Source organism: Chelatococcus sp. HY11 (genome assembly GCF_018398335.1).
Lineage (GTDB): Bacteria > Pseudomonadota > Alphaproteobacteria > Rhizobiales > Beijerinckiaceae > Chelatococcus.
Map to the genome: position 1 here is coordinate 839,895 of NZ_JAHBRX010000002.1, position 21,524 is coordinate 861,418.

Below are 21,524 nucleotides of genomic sequence, written 5' to 3' on the forward strand. Positions count from 1 at the left end.
TGCAGACATGAGAGCGCCCACGCTTGCGCCCCTGCTCGAGGTCGACGATCTCCGCACCCATTTCACGACGCCGGGCGGCATCGTGAAGTCGGTCGATGGGGTCAGCTTCACTGTCGGACATCGGGAAACCGTCTGTATCGTTGGTGAATCCGGGTCGGGCAAGTCCATCACCGCGCGCTCGATCATGGGTCTCGTTCGTCGTCCCGGCCGGATAGTGGGCGGGCGGATGGATTTCCGGCGCCGCGATGGATCGACGGTCGATCTTGCCGCAGTCCCACCGGATTCGGCGACTTATCGCGCCATCCGCGGACGCGAGATCGGCATGATCTTCCAGGAGCCGATGTCCGCCTTGTCGCCGGTGCACACCATCGGCAGCCAGATCGAGGAAGGCATCCGCCTGCACCTCGGCCTCGGCGCGCGGGCAGCCCGCGAACGCGCGGTCGACGCGCTGGAGAAAGTCGGGTTTCCCGGCGCCCGCCAACGGCTCAATACTTACCCGTTCCAACTCTCCGGCGGGCTGCGGCAGCGCGTCTGCATCGCGATGGCTCTCGCCTGCGAGCCCAGCCTTCTCATCGCGGACGAGCCGACGACGGCCCTCGACGTCACCACCCAGGCCAATATCCTCGAACTGCTGCTGCGCCTGCAAGGCGAGCTCGGCATGGCGATCGTTTTCATTACCCATGACCTCGGGGTGGTGGCGGAGATCGCGGATCGCGTCGTCGTCATGTATCTCGGCCAGGTCATGGAGGCGGGCCCAGCCGGCGGCATTCTGGGCCATCCCCGTCATCCCTATACGCGGGGGCTTCTGCGTTGCGTCGCGGATATCGAAGGCGACGGGCTCCTGCGCGCCATACCGGGAATTGTCCCGCATCCCCTCGCCCGCCCACGGGGATGCCCGTTCAGCACCCGCTGCGAGGAGATGATGCCCGGACTCTGCGATGTCACAGCTCCGGATCTCCTGGCGCTCGACCATGAGACAAAGGTCAGGTGTCACCTCTGGTCGAGCGGCCAGCTCCAAAGCACTGAGGGAGCGGTCCATGGCTGAACCCATCCTCTCCGTCCACGACCTGCAGCAGCATTTTCACCGCCGCAAGGGTTTTCTGAAGCGCGAGACGACGACCATCCGTGCGGTCGATGGCATCTCATTCGACCTTATAGAGGGCGAGACCCTCGGCCTTGTCGGCGAGTCCGGCTGCGGCAAGTCGACGACGGGCCGGGCGCTCGTCGGTGCCTATCGTCCGACAGCAGGCTCGGCCCGCTATCGCCGCGCCGATGGGCAGACGGTGGATCTCGTCCAGGCGGATCCGGCGACACGCCGCGCCATGTTCAGCGAGATCCGCCTCGTCTTCCAGGACCCGCAGTCCTCGCTCAATCCGCGCATGCGGGTCATCGACATCGTGGGCGAACCCTTGCGCAATTTCGGCCTCGCCAGAGGCGCAGAGCTGCGCGAGCGCGTCGGCCAGCTCCTCGCGCAGGTCGGCCTCAGGCCCGAATACATCGACCGCTATCCCCATGCCTTCTCCGGTGGCGAGCGCCAGCGCATCGGCATCGCCCGCGCCATCGCGACCCGGCCGCGCCTGCTCGTTGCCGATGAGGCCGTTTCGGCGCTCGACGTCTCCATTCGCGCGCAGATCCTCAATCTTCTGGTCGAGTTGCAGTCGAGCCTTGGTTTGACCTATCTGTTCATCTCGCATGACATGAGTGTCGTCCGGCGTATCGCATCCCGGGTCGCCGTCATGTACGTCGGCCGCATCGTCGAGATCGCCCAGACAGCGGACATCTTCCGGCAGCCGCTGCACCCCTACAGTCGGGCGTTGCTGTCGGCGGTTCCAGACGTCCACCGGCCGAAGTCAGCCCATGCGCGACGCATTCGCCTCGCGGGAGAGGTCGCCGACCCGGCCAACCCACCGTCCGGCTGTCATTTTCATCCCCGCTGCCCCTTTGCCACAGACCGCTGCCGCACCGAGGCCCCGGCCCTGCGTCGCATCGGCGGCAGCGGCGAGGTCGCCTGTCATCACGCCGAGGAGATCGCGGCCACCAGTCCCGCCATCCCCCTCGCGCAGCCCGCCATTTCCCAGGAAGGACAACAATTATGGACAACGGTTTAAAGGGACGTGTCGTCTTCATCACGGGCGCGGGTGGCGGCATCGGCCGCTCTATCGCGCGGCACTTCGGCGCGGAGGGATCGCGCGTCGTCGCGACCGATATCGACGCCGCCGCGGCGGAGCGCACGGCGGGCGAGATCCGCGCCGCCGGTGGCGAAGCGGACGCCTACGGGCTTGATGTCGCCAGACGCGATGCAGTCTTCGACGTGGTCGGGACAGCCACACGCAAGCACGGCCAGATCGATGTACTCGTCAACAATGCCGGTGTGGTCGGCCTTGCCAAGATCGAGGAGATCACCGATGCGGAGTTCGACCGCCTCTACGGCGTCAACGTCAAGGGCAAGCTCTGGTGCATGCAGGCCGCCGTTCCATCGATGAAGGCTCAGAACTGGGGTAGGATCATCAACCTCTGCTCCATCTCCGGCAAGACGGGCGGCCGCCTGCCCTATGCGCACTACACCTCATCGAAGGGTGCGGTGTGGACGATGACGATGGCGGCCGCGCATGAATTCGCGCCCTGGAACATCAACTGCAATGGCGTCGCGCCCGGCTCCGTCATCGGCACGGCCTTTTCCAAGGATTTTGAACTGTCCAACGATCCCGAAGTCCTGCGCGCGACCATCCCCCTCGCCCGCCGCGGCGTTCCCGACGATATCGCCCCCGCTGTCGTGTTCCTCGCATCGGAGGGCGCCCGTTATATCACCGGCGAACTCATCGATGTGAACGGCGGCCTGCATATGGATTGAGGCTGCTGCGTGAAGATCCAGCAATGAGGATGCCGCTGTGAGCTCCCTGAGAATTGAATCGATTGAATGTATACCCGTCACGGTCCCCATCGAAGCACCTATCCTGACATGTTATGGTTCGCTCGGCTCCTATCCGCGCGTGATCATCAAGATTGTCGCTGAAAACGGGCTTGTCGGATACGGCGAGACGTCGGCACGCTACAAGGCCGATACATTCCGGATGTTTGAGAATATCTTCAAGGGTGCCAGCCCTTGGGAGTCGACGCGCCTGATCAACCGTATCAAGCACTGGAATTATTATCCCTGGCAGAAGCCGGAACCGCTGATGGCCGGGCTCGAGATCGCGTGTCTCGATCTCGTCGGCAAGGCGACTGGTGAGCCGCTGCATCGCATCCTGGGTGGCAAGATCCACAACGAGGTGCCTGTCGCGTCCTATCTCTTCTACCGACATGCGAATGCCGAAGGCTATGGCAAGATTCATTCGGTTGAAGATGTCGTCGACTTCGCCAAGGCCCAGGTTTCCGACTATGGATTTTCTGCTCTCAAGCTCAAGGGCGGCTATTTCCCGCCCGAGACCGACCGGGATACACTTTACGCGCTGCGGGAGACCTTTGGCCGGGATATGCGCCTGCGTCTCGATCCGCAGGGATGCTGGACGCCGGTAACGGCCATCCGCATCGGCCGGCAGCTTGATGCCATCGATCTTGAGTATTATGAGGACCCATGCTGGAACGCGGCGGCCATGGCCCAGGTCCGCAAGTCCGTGACCACGCCGCTCGCCACGAACATGTGCGTCACGCAGTTCGAGGAATTTCATCCGGCGACCCAGCTTGGCGCCGTCGACGTCGTGCTGAGCGACATCTGGTATTGGGGCGGCGTGCGCGCCACGATGGCGGCCGACCGCATGTGTCACGCGACCGGTATCGATCTCGGCATGCATTCCAGCGCCGAACTCGGAGTCGCCTGGGCCGCAATGATCCATGTGGCCAGCGCCATGCCGCATATGAAGCTCGCGATCGACTGCATGAATCTCCATCTGGCCGACGATATTATCGTCGGTGGCAAGATCGTGCCGCGCAATGGCGTTGTCACACCGCCAGATGGGCCCGGCCTCGGCATCGAGATCGATGAGGAAAAACTCGCCAAATACGGTGCGCTGGCCACGTCAGGCACCGCCAACGATCGCTACCTCAATCCCAATCTGGCCGATAGCGCCCGCCCCGGCTGGTCGCCGCACAGCCCTGCCTGGTAACGTTTCACGAGAAAGATTCCCACAATGCAGCTCGACAATCACGATTGGCCCTCCATCGCCGAGCGCTTCAAGCGCCTGTACACGCCGGCGGTCTGCGATGTGCTTGATTCCTACGAACTAAGGTTTCAGTTCGTGCATCACTCGATCCGGCCGCTCGACCATCGCCAGATGGTCGCGGGCCCGGCTTTCACGATCGTCGGCACGTCCAATTCAACCCGCGACCAGAGCAAGCGGATGGGTCCGCGTGTCATCGACAGCTTCCTGCCGAATGTCGTGGCCTGCTACGATACCATGGGGGACGAGGAGACTGGCGTATGGGGTGAATTATGGAGCGCCGGTGCCGTGCGGCGGGGTTGCGTCGGCGCCGTCGTTGACGGCGGCATCCGTGACACAGCCTACATCCGGCGCGCTGGCTTCCCGATCTTCCACAAATACTGCATTCCCGGCGACGCGGTTGGCCGTTTCAACATCGTCGACTTCGGCTGCGCGGTGTCCATCGGAGGGGTTCGCGTGAATTTCGGCGACTATGTCTTCGGGGATGAAGATGGCGTCGTGATTATTCCTCGCGAGTTGACGCTGGAAGTTCTCCAACGCTCGGAGGAAGTCTGCTCTAAAGAGAACCGTATCCGTGACGCCATCCAGGACGATACGTCCCTGGCGGATCTCTATAAGAAATTCGGCAAGTTCTGAATGATGACGCCAAATATCCGCAGCATCCTTGTCACGGGCGCCGCCGGATTACTCGGCCGCGCGGTGGTCCCGACCCTACATTCCGCGGGTCATCGGGTCGTCGCGCTCGATCGCGTCGAAGGCCCCGTTCCGGATGGCGTGCGCCCTGTTGTGGACGACCTCAGCGACCGCGGACGGCTGGAGCATCTGCTGGATGGTATCGACACCGTCGTTCACTGCGCCGCCTATGCGACGCCGCAGGCCGCCCGCGAGGAGGTCGTGTTCGCGGGCAATGTCACCGCGACGACGAACATCCTGCTCGCGGCGGAAGCGACCGGTATCAGCCGCTTCGTCTATGCCTCAAGCCAGTCGGCGCTGGGGTTGGCCTATGCGCCACGGATCATCCCGCCCGACAGTCTGCCCGTCGACGAGACGCACCCCTGCCGCCCGCGCGAAGGCTATGCGCTGAGCAAGCTCGTTGGCGAACAGATCTGCGCCATGGTCGCCGCGCGCTCTAGCGTCACCGTCACAGCACTACGCTTCCCCGTGATCTGGACCGCCGAGCGGTTCGCCGAACACACCGCTAAACGCCTCGGAGACCCGGCACAGGCGGCCAAGAGCCAATGGGCCTATGTGGATGTACGCGATGCCGCGCGTGCCTGCCGGCTTGCCATCGACCGTGGCGGGCAAGAGGGTTTCGCGCTCTACAACATCGCCGCCCCGTGGCCCTTCGCCATGCCCGAGGCGGAAACTACGCTCGCCACGGTCTATGGTGAGCTTCCAAGGCTCGCGGGCTGGCATCCCGGACAAGCCGTCCTCTCGCCTGAGAAGGCACGCCGGGAACTCGACTTCGTCGCGGAATGGCGATGGACGCCCGACGCGATAGAGCGCATCGTGCCCGCATAAAAACAGGGGAGGGCATTGATGTCGTCTTTCGCCGACACCGTTCATGAGGCGCCCGTCGCCTGGCCTCCGCCCAAACGCCTGAAACCCATGGCCGGCCTGTCGCCCGACGGCATGGCGCCACGCGCGATCACGCCCGCCGAGGTCACTGAGCGCCTGTCCAGCCGGCTGCGTGACCTCGTGGGGCCCGGGCGGCGCTGGAGCTACGCCGAAATCTCGGCGCGCACCCTGATCGACATACGCACACTGAAAGCCTATGTGCGGGGAACCGCCTGCCCCAATCTCGCCAAGTACAAGAGGCTCGTGGTCGTCATGGGCCCCGAGGTCGCCATGGACCTCAACCGCATGCTGGGGTGGACGCCGCGCATCGGCAATGACCCGCCCGAGGCTCTCGACCTCAATGCGCTGGAGACGGCGCTCCTGCGCGCTGACCAGGCCTTGACGCAATTGCACCGCTCACCGCCGCGGGGATCGAAACCTGCGACGCCGCAATCCGGCCTCGCGGCCGCGCGCGCGGCCGACACGCTGCCTGAATTCGCGCAAAGCCTGCATGCGCAGGACATCACGCCGACAGCCATCGCGGCAAGACTGAGCTACCGTTTGAAGCGCATGCTGAACGCCGACGGTGGCCGTTCCATTAGCGACATCGCCGAGGCGACGGGTATATCCCGCGGGGTCATCGAGGCTTATGTTGCCGGTACGGCCTGCCCCAATCTCGCGCGCTATTTCCGCCTGGAACGTGTCCTCGGCCAGGAACTCGGCATAGAATTCGCTCTGATGCTCGGCTGGACGCCACGCTTTCATGCCACCCGCGATATCGCGGACCCTGTCATCGCCGATCTGCACGACCGCGTCCGCGCCTGCCTCCACACGCTCGCCCGCATCAAGGATGCGGGCGAAGGTTCATCACTCAGCGGCCGCCCGTAGCATCGATGAAGGCGCCTGTCACAAAGGATGACCGCTCGGACAGGAGAAACAGGACGACCTCGGCGATTTCCTCCGGACGGCCCGGCCGGCCCATCGGAATGATCCGTCCCATGCGCTCATAATGGCCCGGGCCGTCCACATCATGGGCCGGCGTCATGACCGTTGCCGGCCTCACCGCGTTGATGCGAATGCCCTCGCCCCCAACCTCCACGGCCGCGTTGAGGGTGAAGCCGTCAACCGCCGCCTTTGCCGCGGCATAGAGCACCAACCCCTCCGCCGTTGCCTTGCGGCTCGTCGGTCCGCCGCGTCGGGCGCAATCCGAGGAGATATTGACGATGGAACCGCCCTTGCCGCCGTGGCGTGTCGACATCCGGCGCACCGCCTCACGGGTGCAGAGCATGGTGGACACCACATTGAGGGCCATGATGGCGTGCATCTCATCAGCCGTTGCGTCCTCCACGCGCGCGCCATCGGGACCAAGGACGATCTTCCCGCCGCCGGCGTTGTTGACGAGGCCAGAGACCGGACCAAGCTCGGCGTCCACCCGCTGGAACATGGCGACGACGGCCGTCTCATCCGTCACATCGGCCTGGACGGCGATGGCGCGGCCGCCCGCATCACGAACGGCCACCGCCACCTCTTCTGCCGCGGCGCGGGAGGTATTGTAGTTCACGGCAACATCCCAGCCATTGCGGCCGAGGACCGGGCAGATGCCCGCGCCGATCCCGTGGCTACCGGCGGTGACAATGGCGACAGGTCTCATCGATGTTCGCTCCCAGCCCAGCGCCCCGGCGGGAGCGCCTCTATTGTGGATAGCGGGAACGATAGCCGTGATGATCGGGCGGAACCTTGTCCAATCACGACAAAGCCCGAGGGCCACGCATTGGCGGGTTGGTGGCCCCCTTCCCCGACCATGCGTTTTGCAGCAAACCGTCATTGTAACCCCGGGAGCCTCGCCGCACTCTCACCGAAACGATAAGAGGAACGTCCGATGGCCCTGCCAGACACGGCAGATTATTGGAGCAACCGACCATCGAAGCCGCTCGTGATTCCACGGCGGCGGCGGTTTGTCTCCGTCGACGAGATGCGCGCCTATGGCTTCATCATTCCGCTGGTTGTGCTCGAAATCCTGTTCGTCGTCACACCGCTGGTGATTGGCTTTTACTACAGCCTCTACCGTGTCGACTATTTCGAGCTGACGTCCTTTCGCGGCTCTGACAATTACTGGCGCGTCCTGACATCTTCGATGGTTCTGCAAAGTCTTGCCGCAACGGCGATCTTCGCCATAGGCGCGCTGGTCTTGACGCTGTCTGTCGGCATGGGCCTTGCCCTCTATCTGGAGCAGGACACACGGTGGAATATCTTCTCACGTGCCGCGGCGCTGGTGCCTTACGTCATCTCGATGCTCGTGGGATCCCTGCTGCTACGCTGGATCTTCTCCACGGATTCAGGACTGGTTGCCGCGACGCTCGGGCCCTTCGGACTTGGCGACGCGACGATTCTGGCCGACCCCAGGGCGGCGATGGGCGCGCTCATCTTCAATGCCGGCTGGCGTGACAGTGCCTTCGCCATGATCCTGCTGCTGGCCGGTCTGAAGAGCATTCCGCCGCAGCTGCATGCCGCCGCCCGCGTCGATGGCGCGAGCACCTGGTACCGCTTCCGCCATATCACGCTGCCGCTGATGCGCATTCCCATCCTCATCGCGGTGGTGCGCCTGCTCATCCATTTCGTCAATGTGTTGACCTTTGCGCTGGTGTTGACCGGCGGCGGCCCGAATGGTGCGACACAGACGATGGGGCTCGCCATGTACCGGCTCGGTTTTCTCGACGCACGCATCGGCGAAGCCAACGCACTCGCCATTCTCGTGTTCCTGTTCAACATCGTGCTGATCGGCATCAATGTCGCGCTGTTCAGCGAACGCCGTCGGAGCGCTTCGTGATGGCGGCTTCAGCAAAGGCTACGATCCCGCTTTGGAAGCGCCGTCAGCGGACACGACTGCTGGTGCGCCGCGCCATCAACGTCGCGATAGCGCTCGTCGCGCTGTTCCCCGTACTTTGGGGGTTATCAACCTCCTTCAAGACGGCATCCGAGCTTGCCCTGTTTCCGCCAACACTGTTGCCCGCCCATCCGACACTGGAGCACTACGCGCTTCTATTTCGCACGGGCATAGAGCGTTACATGCTGAACAGTGTCATACTGTCGATAGCGACGGTTCTCGGCTGCCTGGCCTTTGGCAGCCTTGCGGCCTATGCCATGGCGCGGATCAAATTTCGGGGGAGCAACATGCTGCTTCTGGCGATCGTCGCGCTCATGAGCATACCCCTGCCATCCCTGCTGGTTCCAACCTTCACCTTCCTTGCGCAGCTCGGGCTTCTCGACAGCCTGACAGGCCTTGCCCTTCTCTACACGGCCTATCAATTGCCGATCGCCGTCTGGGTCCTCTATGGATATTTCCTCACCATCCCGATCGAGCTCGAATATGCGGCGCGCGTCGACGGCTATTCGCGGTTCGCGACCTTGCGCAAGGTCATCCTGCCGTTGTCAGGGCCTGGCCTCGTCGCCGCCGGGCTGTTCGTGGTGACATTCGCCTGGAACGACTTTGTGGTCGCCGTGGCGATGACATCCTCCGATGCGGTGAGAACGCTCCCCGTCGCAATCTATGGCTATCTCGGCTTCTACGGCCGGGAATGGGGGCCGCTCACCGCCTCCGCCATTCTCTCCACCATTCCCGTCATCGTCGTGTTCATTGCCTTCCAGCGCTTTTTCCTGGGCGGGATGACGAGCGGCGGCGTCAAGAGCTGAGCGTCATGATCACATCCGTCCAGTTTCGCAACGTGACAAAGCGCTTCGGTTCCATGGAAGCTCTGTCCAGCCTCGATCTCAAGGTCGAGCCCGGTGAGTTCGTCTCCTTGCTCGGCCCTTCCGGCTCCGGCAAGTCGACGACGCTCGGGCTTCTTGCAGGGCTCATCGAGGCCGACGAGGGCGAAATTCTCATCGGTGATCGCATCGTCAACGATATCGGGCCCGAAGACCGGGACATAGCCATGGTCTTCCAGAACTACGCACTCTATCCTCATATGACTGTCTTCGAGAACCTCGCCTTTCCTCTGCGAGCTCGTGGGCGACGGCGCCCGGAGCAGGAGATCGAGAGCCGCATCAGCGCCGTCGCCCACGCGCTCGGCCTGCCGGACCTTCTGCATCGCTATCCCCGGGAATTGTCAGGCGGACAGCAGCAACGCGTCGCACTCGGCCGGGCCATGATACGGGAGCCAAAAGTCTTTCTTCTGGACGAGCCCCTGTCGAACCTCGATGCGCGATTGCGCATCCGCATGCGCCACGACATCAAGGCATTGCACGCGGCCATCGGCTCAACAATCGTCTATGTCACGCACGACCAGGCAGAAGCCCTGTCAATGTCGTCGCGCATTGCCGTCTTCGACAGAGGCAAGCTTCAGCAATACGCGCCACCCTTCGAGATATACAATCGCCCGGCGAATATATTCGTGGCCAATTTCGTTGGAGAGCGCGAAACCCTCTTTCTTGAGGGAAGCATAGAGACAAGCCCCGCTCCCCACTTCCTCTGCCGTGGCGAAGCTCTGCCGCTTGGGAGCGGCGTTGCGGATTTCGGCGCCGTCGCGGGACGGCCCCTAAAGCTCGGACTTCGCGCCGAGGCGGTCACGCTGGTATCGGCGGCAACGCCGGGCGCTTTTCCCATCACGGTCTCCCAGATCGAACTCTCGGGCCCAGATGTCATCGTCTATGCGATGACCAATGCCGGCATCGCGCTGTGCTGTCGTGTACCATCAAGCTATCCGGTGACGCGTGGTGACCATCTTCACGCCGCTCTTCTGCCTGCGGCCGTGCACCTGTTCGATCCGGAAACCGGCGCGGCGGTTCCGGTGCCCGAAAAGGACGTCGGATTTGGTGGCGGGAACCAACCCGCGCATCTGGAAAAAACCTACGGCCAAGTCGTCGAAAGAACGGCGTGAGTAGAAGCTACCGAGCGCGGCCAGCAATGCACTGGTCGTTCTTTGGTCAATAACCTGAACGAGAGGGAGGAAACCCATGTCAGCTCAACAGTCGCGTGCTTTACGATCCCGTGCGGTGGCGTTTGCTGGCATTTTTGCCAGTCTCATCGTCGCGCAACCACTCGCGGCCCAGACGACCGTCACGATGTGGACATTCCTTGATCCCAACAAGACCTCGCCGCGCGAGGTGGCGCTGAAGGAGATCATCGCGGGCTTTGAGGCATCCAATCCCTCAATCAAGATAAAGGTCGAGCCGCAAGACTTCGCGCAGATGCCGCCAAAGTTCTTCCTTGGCCACCGCACGGGCGGTAATCCCGATCTGGTCTGGATCGATGCGAAGAACCTCGGCGGCCTCTCACAATCCGGCGCGGGCGCTGATCTGAACGCGCTGGCCGTGAACGCATGGTCGCAGGCCGAGCGCGACGACTTCTTCGTGAAAGCGGGATGGAATGCCGCGCTGAAAGACGGCAAGCTCATGGCCATGCCGCTCTTCCACGGTGCCAGCGTCATCTATTATCGCAAGGATCTGCTCAAGGCCGCCGGCATCGACCCTGCCACTCTCACGAGTTGGGACGCGCTGGCTGCCGCCGCAAAGAAGCTGACCACCGACAAGGACGGCGATGGCCGCGTGGATGTCTGGGGCTTCGGCATGCCGCTTGCCGCCATCAAGACGGAAAGCACGCCGGTGCTCATCGGCATGCTGGACCAGGAGGGCGGCCCCTTCAATGCCTGCAAAGCGAACTATGCCACCCCTGAAGGCATCAAGTCACTGACCTTCACGACAGACCTCATCACCAAGGACAAGGTCACGCCGCAGGAAGCGCTCGTCCAGAACGTGGACGATATCACCGAGCAATTCACGGCCGGGCGCTACGCCATGGCAATCACCTCCAACCTCCGCTTCAGCGTGATCGCGAAGGCAGCGGCCTTCGGTGGCGACAATATCGGCATCATCGCCTGGCCGTCGTGGTCGGGCAAAAAGCCGGCGCCCATGCCCGTATCCGGCTGGTGGATCGCCGCCTGGCAGAAATCGCCGCACCTGGCGGAGGCGAGCAAGTTCATCGATTATCTCGCCAGCAGGGAGGCGATCGGAAAATGGATGACGGTCGGCGGGCAGGTGCCGATCCGTAAATCGCTGTTGGACAGCCCATTCCTCAAGCAACCCGCAAACGGGTGGATGACCACCATGGTCGATGCCTGGAGCACGTCGAGCTGGATGGAGCCCACGGAGTGCAACACCCGCACTCTCCAGTCCGCGCTGAATGAAGCGGTCAGCCGCGTCATCCTCGACAAGGTCGAGCCAAAGGCGGCCCTTCAGGAGGCCGAGCGCAAGTTCGCCGACGCTCAATAGGTATCAGGCACCGCTCCCGGTATCAGACGATCGGCAAGCTTTCGCTTGGATGATGGCTGGCGACCAAAGCGCCGTAGGTGAGACGCGAATGACGTCTCACCTACGGCAGAGTTGCGATGTCCAGGCGGACGGTTTCCCCTTGGTTTCCCCCAACGTCTCAAGCTTGCCCTGTCGGTGGGGAGGCTTCGCCACGCGCGTGGGGGAAAGCGACGGGAGATCCGACAGGCATTGGGCCCACGTCGTGTTCCGGCCAGAAGCGCCCTTTTGTCCAGTTGAACATACCTTGGGTGAAATAGCCGATCCCCGGCGTTCGCAGCATCAAGGGCTTTGCGAGGCCGGCGAAATTCAGCGTGAAGTGATAGCCGGATTTGACGACGATGCAGTCCTGGTCCGCAATCATGATGCCGTTGTCTTCAAAGGCGGCTGGATCATGGGTGAAGCCAGGCTTGCTCGTGACGAGAACCGAGACGCGCCCATCGATCTCCAGAACCGCGACCGGGCCAAGCGCGGTCGGCTCGCCCCCCCTGTAGGGACCACGCATGTTGAACATCCCGTCGCCGATGCGCACAACGCGGGCTTCGACATCGATCGGCTGGAAACCCGGTGTCATCCCGCCGCCAAGCTGAAAACGCGCGATTGCCCCGGGACCCAGCTGCTGGGCCCGGGCCACGCTGACCGCGTCGGTGATGGGCACGGCGGCGCGCAGGCCGTCCGAGCGAGACAACAGGGCCGTCAGGATCGCCGTCGAATCTCCCGGTGCTCCCGCAAGCACCCGGTCTCCCATGTCGGCGAGGACGTAAGGCGTGGTACCGGCATGTTCTGCGACATGATCAAGGGCCTCATCGATTGACATGAGGTCGTCGACGAACTCGCCCCGCTTGCGCCAGAAGGCTTCGCCCAGCTCAGAGGCCGCGGCCCGGGCGCTCATCTCCGTGCCCTCGGCACTGGTGACGACCACCGCCTGCCCGATTCCAGCGTCATCGAGGAAACGAAAGACATTGTAGAGGGATATATCCCACATCCCCGCTTCCCGCGCCGACAGATCGCGTGCCATGTCGTGGAGATCGCGCAGGGGACCTGTCGCTGTTTCGTTGCCCCCTGGCAGCAGCATGGGAACCTTCACCAGTGTGCGAACGGGATGAAGCGATCCAGCAAGCACGGAGAGGATGCCCCGCGCGACTTTCTCTCCGCATGCGACAACGTCGGAATGGGGGTTTTCCTTACAGGCGATACAGATGTCCGAGGCCGCCAGCATGGCCTCCGTCAGATGCGCATGGAGATCAAGGCCGACGCCGATCACGCCATCCGGACCGATGGCCAGGCGCAAGTCGCGTAGAAGGTCGCCTTCAGCATCTGGCAGGACGGTGGTGCCCATCGCACCATGCAATTCGAGAGCGATGGCATCGGGGGCATGCGCCTCAACGGCCGCAAGAATTTCCTGTTTGAGGCTGAGATAGAAGTCATGCTCAACGAGGCCGCTTGGCGGCGCGGAGGCTGAAAGCACCGGGATCAGTTCCACGCCCGCCGCATCGAGGGCCGAAATAATACCGCCTAGCGTTGTTCCGGATCCCCTCGCCTCGCTGAGGACCGCCTCTCCCCGGGACACCAGGAAGCAATCCTGTGGCGTGGGAATCGGGCTGAACCCGTGCGATTCATGGAAGATCCGCGCCACCATGACGCGCGGCTGAGGCAATGCGGCCCTGTTCATCTCGCAAATCCATTGGTCTGGATGGAAGGATAGTTTCGGCCTGCCTCCGGAGTGGTGCCTTCCAGAGCAAGGCGTCGGTCGGAGAGGTCCTATCGCGTTGAAGCCGCGCTCCGGCTGCGAAGCCACTCGACCCCACCCATCAGGACGAGGGAGAGGACGACCATGACCGTCGAGGCAGCAGCGATGACCGGCGTCAGATTATAGTCGATGTCCTCGAACAGCTTGCGCGTGATGGTCTTGCCGTCGACACCGGAGATGAAGAAAGCCACCGTCGCCTCGTCGAAAGAAGCAAGGAAAGCGAAGACGGCACCGGCCGCTACACCCGGGGCGATGTTCGGCAGCACCACATGCCAGAAGGCCTGCGCGCGTGTGGCGCCGCAGTTGAGCGCGGCGAGCTCGAGGGCTGGATCGATCCGCTGTAACGCGGCGGACACCGTCAGCATGACATACGGAACCGACATCATGGTATGGGCGATCGCGAAGCCCGTGAAATTACCCGTGAGCCCCACCGGCGCGAAGACGAGATAGAGTGCGACCGCCAGCACGATATGGGGGACGATCAGCGGCGCGAGCGTCAAGGCCTGGAGGGCGCGCGCACCCGGCAGGTTGCCACGCACGACGGCGAAGGACGCCAGCGTTCCAATGATTGTCGCCGACAGTGTCGTCGCCAGCGCGATCTTCAGGCTGAACCAGGTCGCGCTCATCCAGTCCGCATCGGAGAAATAGGCCTGATACCATTTCAGGGTCAGCCCTTCTGGTGGAAACTGGATGTACGCGGCTTCCCCCAGCGACATCGGCACCACCAGCACCGTCGGCAACAGGAGAAACACAAGGACGAGCCCCACGAAGCCGTTGAGGAGCCAGCGGCCGAGGGCTGGATGCAAGGCAGCTTTCGAAGCCGGGGGCGAGCGCAAAACATCCAGAGCGTTGGTTTCCGACAGCGTCGTTGACATCACGCAGCCTTTCCAAAGCTGAGGAACCGCCTGAATAGGCCGACCAGACCAAGCGTCACCAACAGCAGGACCCCGGCCAAGGCTCCGGCGAACGGCCAGTTGAGCAGTTCGGTCGTCTGCTGCCCGATCAAGGTCGCGATGGTCAGGTTCTGGGGCCCGCCGACCAGCGCCGGTGTGACATAGAATCCAAGAGACAGGATGAAGACCATGATCGCCCCGGCATAAACGCCAGGAAGGCTGAGCGGCAGCGTGACGGCGGTGAAACTGGTCCAGGGTCCAGCGCCAAGGTTGCGCGCGGCTCTCTCGAGTTCCGGCGGGATCGATCGGAGCGCGGAAAAAATCGGAAGGATCATGTAGGGCATCAGCACATGCGTCATGGCGACGATGACAGCCCCTTCGGTGTAGATGAGCTTTAGGGGCTGATCGATAAGCCCCCAACTCATCAGCGTGCTGTTCACCACTCCCGTCCTCTGCAGAAGCACGATCCAGGCATAGGAGCGGACAAGCACGCTGGTCCAAAGCGGGATGAGGACACAGGCGGCCACAAGCATCGCGGCGCGACCGCTGAGCCTCGTCATGACCAAGGCGACGGGGTAGCCGAGGACGAAAGCCAGAAGTGTGACGATGGCGGCGGTCTGCACCGTGCGCAGGAGAATACGCAGGAAAATGGGCTCCTGCGCGATCCGCAGATAATTCTCCGCCGTCGGGGTCGGCGTGAAAATGCTGCCCATGAGGAGTTTCGCAACCGGCAGAAGAAACGCCAGAACGAGCAGCAGGACGAGCGGTAGCGCGAGCGCCAATGAGGCCGACCGGGAAAGCTGGCCAGCGGCCGTGCGATCTGAAGAGGCAGCTGTCACATCAGCCATCACTCAGCCCTCGCCTGCGAACACGCGAACGGCGCTTGGGTCCAGCCGCACAAAGGCCCTGCCATGCATTTCAGCACCGCTGTCGCGATTGGACGAGGGAACTTGCACCTGAAGCTGTGTCCCGTCGTCGGACCTGACGATCAGGGTCCTGTGCGATCCGAGAAAGATCGAGGTTTCGATCTCCCCCGCGATCGCTCCCTCACCGGTTTGCGCCGGGCTCAGGCTCTCGGGACGGGCGGCGATTCGGACAGGGCGGCCGACCGCAATCTCATCGCGGCCGCCGAGCTGGGACCGCGCGACACTGATCGTCTGCCCGGAGACCATGACTTCGATCGAACGATCGTCCAGACGACTGACGACGCCCTTCAGGAAATTCATCTTGCCGATGAAATCAGCGACGAAGCTGCTGTTTGGCTCATGATACAGCGACACTGGGCTACCCAGTTGCTTGATGCGCCCTTTGTCCATGACCGCGATGCGGTCGGACATCGTCAGCGCTTCTTCCTGATCATGCGTCACATAGATGATGGTGATGCCAAGGCTCGCGTGCAGCTTCTTGATCTCGATCTGGAGCTCCTCGCGCAGCTTCTTGTCGAGGGCTCCCAGCGGCTCATCCATCAGGAGAACCGGGGGCTGGAAGACCAGCGCCCGCGCCACGGCGACGCGTTGCTGCTGGCCGCCGGAGAGCTGCGCCGGCGAACGGTCGCCATAGTCCTGAAGCCGCACACGCGCCAGGGCCTGATCGACGAGAGGAGCTATATCGGCCCTGCCCAAGCCACGCATCTTGAGCGGAAATGCGACGTTCTGCGCCACGCTCATATGCGGGAAAAGGGCATAGCGCTGAAACACCATTCCTATGCCGCGCCGGTTGGGCGGCACATGCGTCAGGTCCCGGCTACCCAATGTGATCGTTCCGGAACTCGGTGTTTCAAAACCCGCCAGCATCATCAAAAGCGTGGTCTTGCCCGAGCCGGAAGGACCGAGCAGCGAGAGGAACTCACCGGCCTCGACATGAAGATCGACCCCATCCACACCGACAATCTGTCCAAACCGCTTCGATATGCCTTTGATGGCGATGGCTTCGCCTTTCGGAGGTGTCAGGCTTCGGCGTGCCTGCAAGGCATCGCTGTTCGACATCCCGCTCATGATCCCGCTTCGAACCTCTGCAAGTGGCTATCCCCGACTCTTCCATGATCGGGCAGCCTCAATTTTTGATGTTTGATGTATCATTTATAGCCTTATACTTGTCAACCACCAAATTTCAGCTTTCGACCACAGCTGGACTGGCGGCGCGAGAAGACTGCCGGTATTTGATGCATCAAGCAACATGAGGATTGTCATGTCGGAGCATTTGCTCGCCGGGGTCGTCACACCCATTGCTCGCCAGTCCAATCTGGGGGAGCTCACCTATGGACGCCTGAAGGAAATTATCGTCGCCGGCTCCTTCCCGCCTAATGAGAAGCTGACTGTGAGATCGGTCGCGGCGGCCCTTGGGGTGAGTACGACACCGGCCCGCGATGCCATCAACCGGCTGCTCTCCGAAGGTGCTCTCGTCAACGAGGGCCCAAAGACGGTTGTCATTCCCTCCCTTACGCTCGACGCACTCGATGAGGTCACGGCCACACGCCTTGCCCTTGAGGGCCTCGCCGCCGAGCGTTCGGTTCTGGCGGCGGCTCCAGCCGATGTCACGGCATTGGAGAGGATGCAGACCGCCATCAATGCGGGGCTGGACGCCGCCGACTATCGCGAGGTCCTCAAGGTCAACCGGGAATTCCATTTCCTGATCTATCGTCTGTCCGGATGGCCGCGACTTGTCGCGATGATCGAATCGCTCTGGCTGCGGGTAGGCCCCTCGCTCAATGAGCTCTATCCGGACTTCGCCCAGAACCGGCGGGGAGTCTCCAATCATATGGCCTCCATCGAGGGGCTACGCGCAAAGGACGGTATCAAGGTCAGGGCGGCCGTGGAGCAGGATATCCGCGATGGCTATGTCCGTCTCAAAGCGATGATCGCCTCGCGTAACTAACGCCCAAACGGAAAAAGACCGCGACCGAATATTTTTGTTGCATCAAATATCAATTTATCATTAGCTCTGCCCGACCGCTCGTCCTCCAGCGGCTCTTGGATCGAGAACAATGACGGCAACCACGACCGAAGGTCACAACTCCGTAGGGAGCGCTTCGCGGGAAGCGTTCAAACGCGCGCAACGCGTTTTCATTGACGGCACGACACGCGTCACGATCGAGCGTGATCCTATCCCGCGCTATATGGACAAGGGGGAAGGCGCTTATCTCGTTGATGTCGATGGGCGGCGTTTCCTCGATTTGAACGGGAACTTCACGACGCTCATCCACGGCCATCGCTTCCTGCCCGTGATCGAGGCTGTCACACGCCAGCTGCAGTCGGGGCCCTGCTTCGCCAATCCGACATTGGCCGAGATCGATCTCGCCGAACTGATCTGCGGACGCGTTCCCGGCGTCGAGACGATCCGCTTCGTCAATACAGGCTCGGAGGCGGTGATGTTCGCCATCAAGGCTGCCCGTGCTTTTACCGGGCGCCCGGCGATCGCCAAGATCGAGGGCGCCTATCATGGCGCCTATGATTGGGTCGAAGTCAGCCAGGCAAGCACACCGGACAATTGGGGGCAGGAGGACGCGCCGGCGAGAGTGCCTTACTATCACGGCATGCCGGCGTCCGTTTTAAGAGAGGTGGTGCCTCTCCGCTTCAATGACGTCGCTCTCCTGGAAAAGCAGATCACAGCCCACGCCGCCGACCTGGCGGCCATCGTGCTCGACCCGATGCCGAGCCGCGCCGGCCTGATCGCGCCAATCCCCGAATTCGTTACAGCGGTTCAGCGGATAGCCAAGAAACACGGCGTTCTCATTATCGCGGACGAGGTGCTGAGCTTTCGCCAAGGCTATGAGGGCGCTTCCGCGCGGTATGGACTGTCCCCGGACCTCTTCACATTCGGAAAGATCATCGGCGGCGGGCTCCCTGTCGGTGCGATCGCCGGCAGTCGCGCGGTCATGAGCGTCTTCGACGCATCCGGCGGGCGGCCACTTCTGCCGCAAGGCGGGACCTTCTCGGCCAATCCGCTGTCGATGGTGGCCGGCCTTGCTTCAATGACCGCGCTGGATGGAGACGCCTTTGCGCATCTCGAACAGCTGGGAGACCGGCTGCGTGAGCAACTCACCGCCGCGATCGCGCGAAACCGGGCTCCGTTCTCGGTCTCGGGTGCCGCATCCCTCTTCCGGATTCACCCGAAGGCGGTCCTCCCCCGCGATTTCCGCGAGGCGACGCCGACGGCCGCGCAGGCGCATGCCATGAGGGAACTCAGTCGCGCCTTCGCCGAAAGCGGAATCATCCTCCCGAACGGCGCCGCCGCCTGCCTCTCCACCCCGATGACCACCGAGGATACCGATCACGTCGCCTCGGTGTTCGACGACTTTCTCGCCAAGCGCAGCGACATCATCGAAAGCCTCGCAGTATGACCAGCCCGAATCCCACCGTCGCGCAAGCGATTGCCCATGCCCTGAAGCGCCATGGCGTGGATGTCATCTTCGGACAGAGCCTGCCTTCTGCGGTCATCCTCGCCGCCGAGGCGATCGGCATCCGGCAGATCGCCTACCGCCAGGAAAACATGGGCGGCGCGATGGCCGACGGCTTCGCCCGGATCTCTGGGCGCGTCTCCGTGGTCGCCGCGCAAAACGGCCCTGCCGCGACCCTTCTCGTGCCACCGCTCGCTGAGGCTTTAAAGGCGAGCATCCCGATCGTGGCGCTTGTCCAGGATGTCGAGCGGCATCAGGTCGACAAGAACGCTTTCCAGGAACTCGATCACGTCGCGCTGTTCGCCTCTTGCGCGAAATGGACCCGCAGGCTTTCCGGCGCCGATCGCGTCGACGACACTATCGATGCGGCGTTCGCCGCCGCCGCCAGCGGCCGGCCAGGACCTGCGGTGCTGCTGCTGCCCGCTGATCTGCTGCGTGAGACAGCGATCCCCTCGGCGTTCGCGCGCGGCGCAAGCTATGGCAGCTTTCCCCTCGACCGCATACGACCGGCCCAAGCCGATGTCGACGCAGCCGCGCGGGCAATCGCCGCGGCACGACATCCGGTCGTCATGGCTGGTGGTGGCGCTCTCTCCGCGGGCGCGCCGGCCGCCTTGGCGCGGCTTCAGGACATCGCCGCCCTGCCCGTCTTAACGACGAATATGGGAAAGGGAGCCGTCGACGAATACCACGCCCTGTCCTGCGGCGTACTCGGCGCGCTTGTCGGGCCGGCTTCGCTCGGCCGATATAGCCGGGAGCTCCTGGCCGAAGCCGATCTGATCCTCCAGGTGGGCACACGCAACAACCAGAACGGCACCGACAGCTGGAGGCTCGTGCCCCCCACGGCGCGCGTTATCCAGATCGACATCGATCCGCAGGAGATCGGGCGAAACTACGAAGCGCTTCGTCTTGTCGGCACCGCCGCCGAGACGGTTGACGCGCTAGCGGAGACGCTTGGACAGATGGATCTTTCAATACGCACCCGCGCGCGTCCCTCTCTGGAAGCCCGCATCGCCGAAATCTGGCGTCGTTTCGAAGCATCCCGTGCCCCTCTCGTCCAGCACAACACGAGCCCGATCAGGCCCGAGCGTGTCATGGCCGAGCTGCAGAAGCTGCTGGCACCGGACACCATCGTCGTCGCGGATGCGAGCTACTCCTCCATGTGGATCGTCGGCCAGTTGCGCGGACTGGCGCCTGGCATGCGCTTCCTGACACCGCGTGGCCTCGCGGGTCTTGGCTGGGGTTTGCCGCTCGCGATGGGCGCGAAGGTCGCGAAGCCCGACGCGCGCGTCGTCGCGCTCGTGGGGGATGGTGGCTTCGCCCATTCCTGGGCGGAACTCGAGACAATGGTGCGGATGGACATCGCGCTCACGGTCATCGTCCTGAACAACGGCATCCTCGGCTACCAGAAGGATGCCGAGACCGTGAAGTTCGGGGCCTATACCACAGCCTGCCATTTCGCGCCGGTCGACCATGTCGCGATCGCCCGCGCCTGCGGTTGCGTGGGAGTTCGCGTCGATACGCCCTCCGCGATTCTGCCAGCCCTTCGCGAGGCGCTCGGGAGCAATCACCCGACACTGATCGAGGTCATGACCGACCCTGATGCCCATCCGGCGATTTCGCTTTTCGACGGCACGCTCGATCACGCCGTAACACCGGAACCGGAGCTTGTCTGATGGACCATGCTCGTCCTGTCGCTGTCGTCTCGGGTGGCAGTTCCGGCATCGGCCTCGCCGCTGCCGAAGCGCTGTTGACGGAAGGCTGGGCTGTCGCCCTGTTCAGCCAGCAGCGCACCCATGTCGAGAGCGCCCGCGAGACACTGGCGGGACGCTTCGGAGATGACGGCCTGTTCGCTGACACGCTCGATCTAAGGGAACCGGCCGCCATCACGGGCTTTTTTACCGCCGTTTCCGCGCGCTTCAAGCGGATCGATGCGCTTGTCTGCAACGCCGGCTTCTCACCAAAAGGACCGGTCGGCCGCACGCCGCTCGGTGAAATACCACTCGCCGAGTGGAACGACGTGCTGTCCGTCAATCTCACCGGCGCGATGCTCTGCTGCCAGGCCGTCCTGCCGGGCATGGTGGAAAGACGGCACGGCCGTATCATCCTGATCGGCTCGATCGCCGGGCGCACGGCGCCGCGCATCGCTGGAGCAAGCTACGTCGCTTCCAAGGCGGCGCTGACTGGCCTCGCCCGCTCCATCGTCTCGGAATATTCAGAGTACGGGATCACGGCGAATACCATCTGCCCGGGCCGGATCCTGACGGAGATGACAGGCCAGTCGTCATCGCCGGCCAACCAATCAGCGTTGTCGCGTATTCCGGCCCGTCGCCTCGGGCTGCCGGAGGATATTGCCCGCGCTGTCGTCTTTCTGTCCGCACCAGAGGCCGGCTTTGTGAATGGTGCGGTCCTCGACATCAACGGCGGCGAATTCACCCCGACCTGAATGACAGAACAGCCTGAACGCCAGG

General features: G+C 63.2%; 20 protein-coding genes. 15 read left to right on the plus strand and 5 right to left on the minus strand.

What is annotated here, in order from left to right:
* Positions 1 to 7: 7 nt before the first annotated feature.
* From KIO74_RS24725 to KIO74_RS24755, 7 genes are read left to right on the plus strand one after another with little or no spacing between them, the layout of a single operon-like run.
* Positions 8 to 1,045, plus strand: a complete 1,038-nt coding sequence (locus KIO74_RS24725) for an ABC transporter ATP-binding protein (RefSeq protein ID WP_213337634.1) — start codon at positions 8 to 10, stop codon at positions 1,043 to 1,045.
* A complete protein-coding gene (locus KIO74_RS24730) occupies positions 1,038 to 2,108 on the plus strand; it encodes an ABC transporter ATP-binding protein (RefSeq protein WP_213337635.1) in 1,071 nt (356 codons plus the stop codon). The genes KIO74_RS24725 and KIO74_RS24730 overlap by 8 nt, the downstream gene beginning before the upstream one ends.
* Positions 2,093 to 2,851: an SDR family NAD(P)-dependent oxidoreductase gene (locus KIO74_RS24735; RefSeq protein WP_213337637.1), complete on the plus strand. Its 759-nt coding sequence runs from the start codon at positions 2,093 to 2,095 to the stop codon at positions 2,849 to 2,851. The genes KIO74_RS24730 and KIO74_RS24735 overlap by 16 nt, the downstream gene beginning before the upstream one ends.
* A gap of 37 nt (positions 2,852 to 2,888) precedes the next feature.
* Positions 2,889 to 4,103: an enolase C-terminal domain-like protein gene (locus KIO74_RS24740; RefSeq protein WP_213337639.1), complete on the plus strand. Its 1,215-nt coding sequence runs from the start codon at positions 2,889 to 2,891 to the stop codon at positions 4,101 to 4,103.
* A gap of 24 nt (positions 4,104 to 4,127) precedes the next feature.
* On the plus strand, positions 4,128 to 4,793 hold the full coding sequence (locus KIO74_RS24745; RefSeq protein WP_213337640.1) for an RraA family protein: 666 nt from the start codon (positions 4,128 to 4,130) through the stop codon (positions 4,791 to 4,793).
* A complete protein-coding gene (locus KIO74_RS24750) occupies positions 4,794 to 5,678 on the plus strand; it encodes an NAD-dependent epimerase/dehydratase family protein (protein WP_213337641.1) in 885 nt (294 codons plus the stop codon).
* A gap of 18 nt (positions 5,679 to 5,696) precedes the next feature.
* Positions 5,697 to 6,602, plus strand: coding sequence for a helix-turn-helix domain-containing protein (locus KIO74_RS24755; protein ID WP_213337642.1), 906 nt, complete (start codon positions 5,697 to 5,699; stop codon positions 6,600 to 6,602).
* Here the strand turns inward: KIO74_RS24755 and KIO74_RS24760 are convergent.
* Positions 6,586 to 7,365 carry an SDR family oxidoreductase gene (locus tag KIO74_RS24760; RefSeq protein ID WP_213337643.1) on the minus strand — a complete coding sequence of 260 codons (780 nt, stop codon included), beginning with the start codon at positions 7,363 to 7,365 and terminating at the stop codon, positions 6,586 to 6,588. The two genes, KIO74_RS24755 and KIO74_RS24760, sit on opposite strands and share 17 nt — an antisense overlap.
* A 228-nt stretch (positions 7,366 to 7,593) precedes the next feature.
* Between KIO74_RS24760 and KIO74_RS24765 the strand changes: the two genes are divergently transcribed.
* The 4 genes from KIO74_RS24765 (at position 7,594) to KIO74_RS24780 (ending at position 11,981) form a co-directional block, all read left to right on the plus strand.
* The gene (locus KIO74_RS24765; protein WP_213337644.1) at positions 7,594 to 8,541 is read left to right on the plus strand and encodes a carbohydrate ABC transporter permease; all 948 of its coding nucleotides are present in this window, start codon (positions 7,594 to 7,596) and stop codon (positions 8,539 to 8,541) included.
* Positions 8,541 to 9,404, plus strand: a complete 864-nt coding sequence (locus KIO74_RS24770) for a carbohydrate ABC transporter permease (RefSeq protein ID WP_213337645.1) — start codon at positions 8,541 to 8,543, stop codon at positions 9,402 to 9,404. Before KIO74_RS24765 ends, KIO74_RS24770 begins: the two co-directional genes overlap by 1 nt.
* Positions 9,405 to 9,409: 5 nt before the next feature.
* Positions 9,410 to 10,591, plus strand: a complete 1,182-nt coding sequence (locus tag KIO74_RS24775) for an ABC transporter ATP-binding protein (RefSeq protein ID WP_213337647.1) — start codon at positions 9,410 to 9,412, stop codon at positions 10,589 to 10,591.
* A 76-nt stretch (positions 10,592 to 10,667) separates the two neighbouring features.
* Positions 10,668 to 11,981, plus strand: a complete 1,314-nt coding sequence (locus tag KIO74_RS24780; RefSeq protein WP_213337649.1) for an extracellular solute-binding protein — start codon at positions 10,668 to 10,670, stop codon at positions 11,979 to 11,981.
* A 157-nt stretch (positions 11,982 to 12,138) separates the two neighbouring features.
* Here KIO74_RS24780 and KIO74_RS24785 read toward each other — a convergent pair whose 3' ends face one another.
* From KIO74_RS24785 to KIO74_RS24800, 4 genes are all read right to left on the minus strand, one after another.
* Positions 12,139 to 13,689: a M81 family metallopeptidase gene (locus tag KIO74_RS24785; RefSeq protein WP_213337651.1), complete on the minus strand. Its 1,551-nt coding sequence runs from the start codon at positions 13,687 to 13,689 to the stop codon at positions 12,139 to 12,141.
* Positions 13,690 to 13,778: 89 nt separating this feature from the next.
* Positions 13,779 to 14,642, minus strand: a complete 864-nt coding sequence (locus tag KIO74_RS24790; protein ID WP_213339216.1) for an ABC transporter permease — start codon at positions 14,640 to 14,642, stop codon at positions 13,779 to 13,781.
* Positions 14,642 to 15,508 carry an ABC transporter permease gene (locus KIO74_RS24795; protein WP_213337653.1) on the minus strand — a complete coding sequence of 289 codons (867 nt, stop codon included), beginning with the start codon at positions 15,506 to 15,508 and terminating at the stop codon, positions 14,642 to 14,644. The genes KIO74_RS24790 and KIO74_RS24795 overlap by 1 nt, the downstream gene beginning before the upstream one ends.
* Before the next feature lie 3 nt (positions 15,509 to 15,511).
* Positions 15,512 to 16,654, minus strand: a complete 1,143-nt coding sequence (locus KIO74_RS24800) for an ABC transporter ATP-binding protein (RefSeq protein ID WP_249731467.1) — start codon at positions 16,652 to 16,654, stop codon at positions 15,512 to 15,514.
* Positions 16,655 to 16,847: 193 nt separating this feature from the next.
* Between KIO74_RS24800 and KIO74_RS24805 the strand changes: the two genes are divergently transcribed.
* The 4 genes from KIO74_RS24805 (at position 16,848) to fabG (ending at position 21,499) form a co-directional block, all read left to right on the plus strand.
* Positions 16,848 to 17,534, plus strand: a complete 687-nt coding sequence (locus KIO74_RS24805; RefSeq protein ID WP_213337654.1) for a GntR family transcriptional regulator — start codon at positions 16,848 to 16,850, stop codon at positions 17,532 to 17,534.
* A 109-nt stretch (positions 17,535 to 17,643) separates the two neighbouring features.
* Positions 17,644 to 18,999, plus strand: a complete 1,356-nt coding sequence (locus KIO74_RS24810) for an aspartate aminotransferase family protein (protein ID WP_213337655.1) — start codon at positions 17,644 to 17,646, stop codon at positions 18,997 to 18,999.
* The gene (locus KIO74_RS24815) at positions 18,996 to 20,729 is read left to right on the plus strand and encodes an acetolactate synthase catalytic subunit (RefSeq protein WP_213337656.1); all 1,734 of its coding nucleotides are present in this window, start codon (positions 18,996 to 18,998) and stop codon (positions 20,727 to 20,729) included. The genes KIO74_RS24810 and KIO74_RS24815 overlap by 4 nt, the downstream gene beginning before the upstream one ends.
* Positions 20,729 to 21,499, plus strand: a complete 771-nt coding sequence (gene fabG / locus KIO74_RS24820; protein WP_213337657.1) for a 3-oxoacyl-ACP reductase FabG — start codon at positions 20,729 to 20,731, stop codon at positions 21,497 to 21,499. Before KIO74_RS24815 ends, fabG begins: the two co-directional genes overlap by 1 nt.
* The last annotated feature ends 25 nt before the right edge of the window (positions 21,500 to 21,524 follow it).

Coding starts and splice junctions, on each gene's coding strand:
- KIO74_RS24735 (WP_213337637.1), top strand. CDS start 2,093: ATGGACAACGGTTTAAAGGGACGTGTCGTCTTCATCACGGGCGCGGGT.
- KIO74_RS24760 (WP_213337643.1), bottom strand. CDS start 7,365: ATGAGACCTGTCGCCATTGTCACCGCCGGTAGCCACGGGATCGGCGCG.
- KIO74_RS24725 (WP_213337634.1), top strand. CDS start 8: ATGAGAGCGCCCACGCTTGCGCCCCTGCTCGAGGTCGACGATCTCCGC.
- KIO74_RS24755 (WP_213337642.1), top strand. CDS start 5,697: ATGTCGTCTTTCGCCGACACCGTTCATGAGGCGCCCGTCGCCTGGCCT.
- KIO74_RS24765 (WP_213337644.1), top strand. CDS start 7,594: ATGGCCCTGCCAGACACGGCAGATTATTGGAGCAACCGACCATCGAAG.
- KIO74_RS24790 (WP_213339216.1), bottom strand. CDS start 14,642: ATGTCAACGACGCTGTCGGAAACCAACGCTCTGGATGTTTTGCGCTCG.
- KIO74_RS24780 (WP_213337649.1), top strand. CDS start 10,668: ATGTCAGCTCAACAGTCGCGTGCTTTACGATCCCGTGCGGTGGCGTTT.
- KIO74_RS24730 (WP_213337635.1), top strand. CDS start 1,038: ATGGCTGAACCCATCCTCTCCGTCCACGACCTGCAGCAGCATTTTCAC.
- KIO74_RS24805 (WP_213337654.1), top strand. CDS start 16,848: ATGTCGGAGCATTTGCTCGCCGGGGTCGTCACACCCATTGCTCGCCAG.
- KIO74_RS24815 (WP_213337656.1), top strand. CDS start 18,996: ATGACCAGCCCGAATCCCACCGTCGCGCAAGCGATTGCCCATGCCCTG.
- KIO74_RS24750 (WP_213337641.1), top strand. CDS start 4,794: ATGATGACGCCAAATATCCGCAGCATCCTTGTCACGGGCGCCGCCGGA.
- KIO74_RS24810 (WP_213337655.1), top strand. CDS start 17,644: ATGACGGCAACCACGACCGAAGGTCACAACTCCGTAGGGAGCGCTTCG.
- KIO74_RS24770 (WP_213337645.1), top strand. CDS start 8,541: ATGGCGGCTTCAGCAAAGGCTACGATCCCGCTTTGGAAGCGCCGTCAG.
- KIO74_RS24775 (WP_213337647.1), top strand. CDS start 9,410: ATGATCACATCCGTCCAGTTTCGCAACGTGACAAAGCGCTTCGGTTCC.
- KIO74_RS24785 (WP_213337651.1), bottom strand. CDS start 13,689: ATGAACAGGGCCGCATTGCCTCAGCCGCGCGTCATGGTGGCGCGGATC.
- KIO74_RS24800 (WP_249731467.1), bottom strand. CDS start 16,654: ATGAGCGGGATGTCGAACAGCGATGCCTTGCAGGCACGCCGAAGCCTG.
- fabG (WP_213337657.1), top strand. CDS start 20,729: ATGGACCATGCTCGTCCTGTCGCTGTCGTCTCGGGTGGCAGTTCCGGC.
- KIO74_RS24745 (WP_213337640.1), top strand. CDS start 4,128: ATGCAGCTCGACAATCACGATTGGCCCTCCATCGCCGAGCGCTTCAAG.
- KIO74_RS24795 (WP_213337653.1), bottom strand. CDS start 15,508: ATGGCTGATGTGACAGCTGCCTCTTCAGATCGCACGGCCGCTGGCCAG.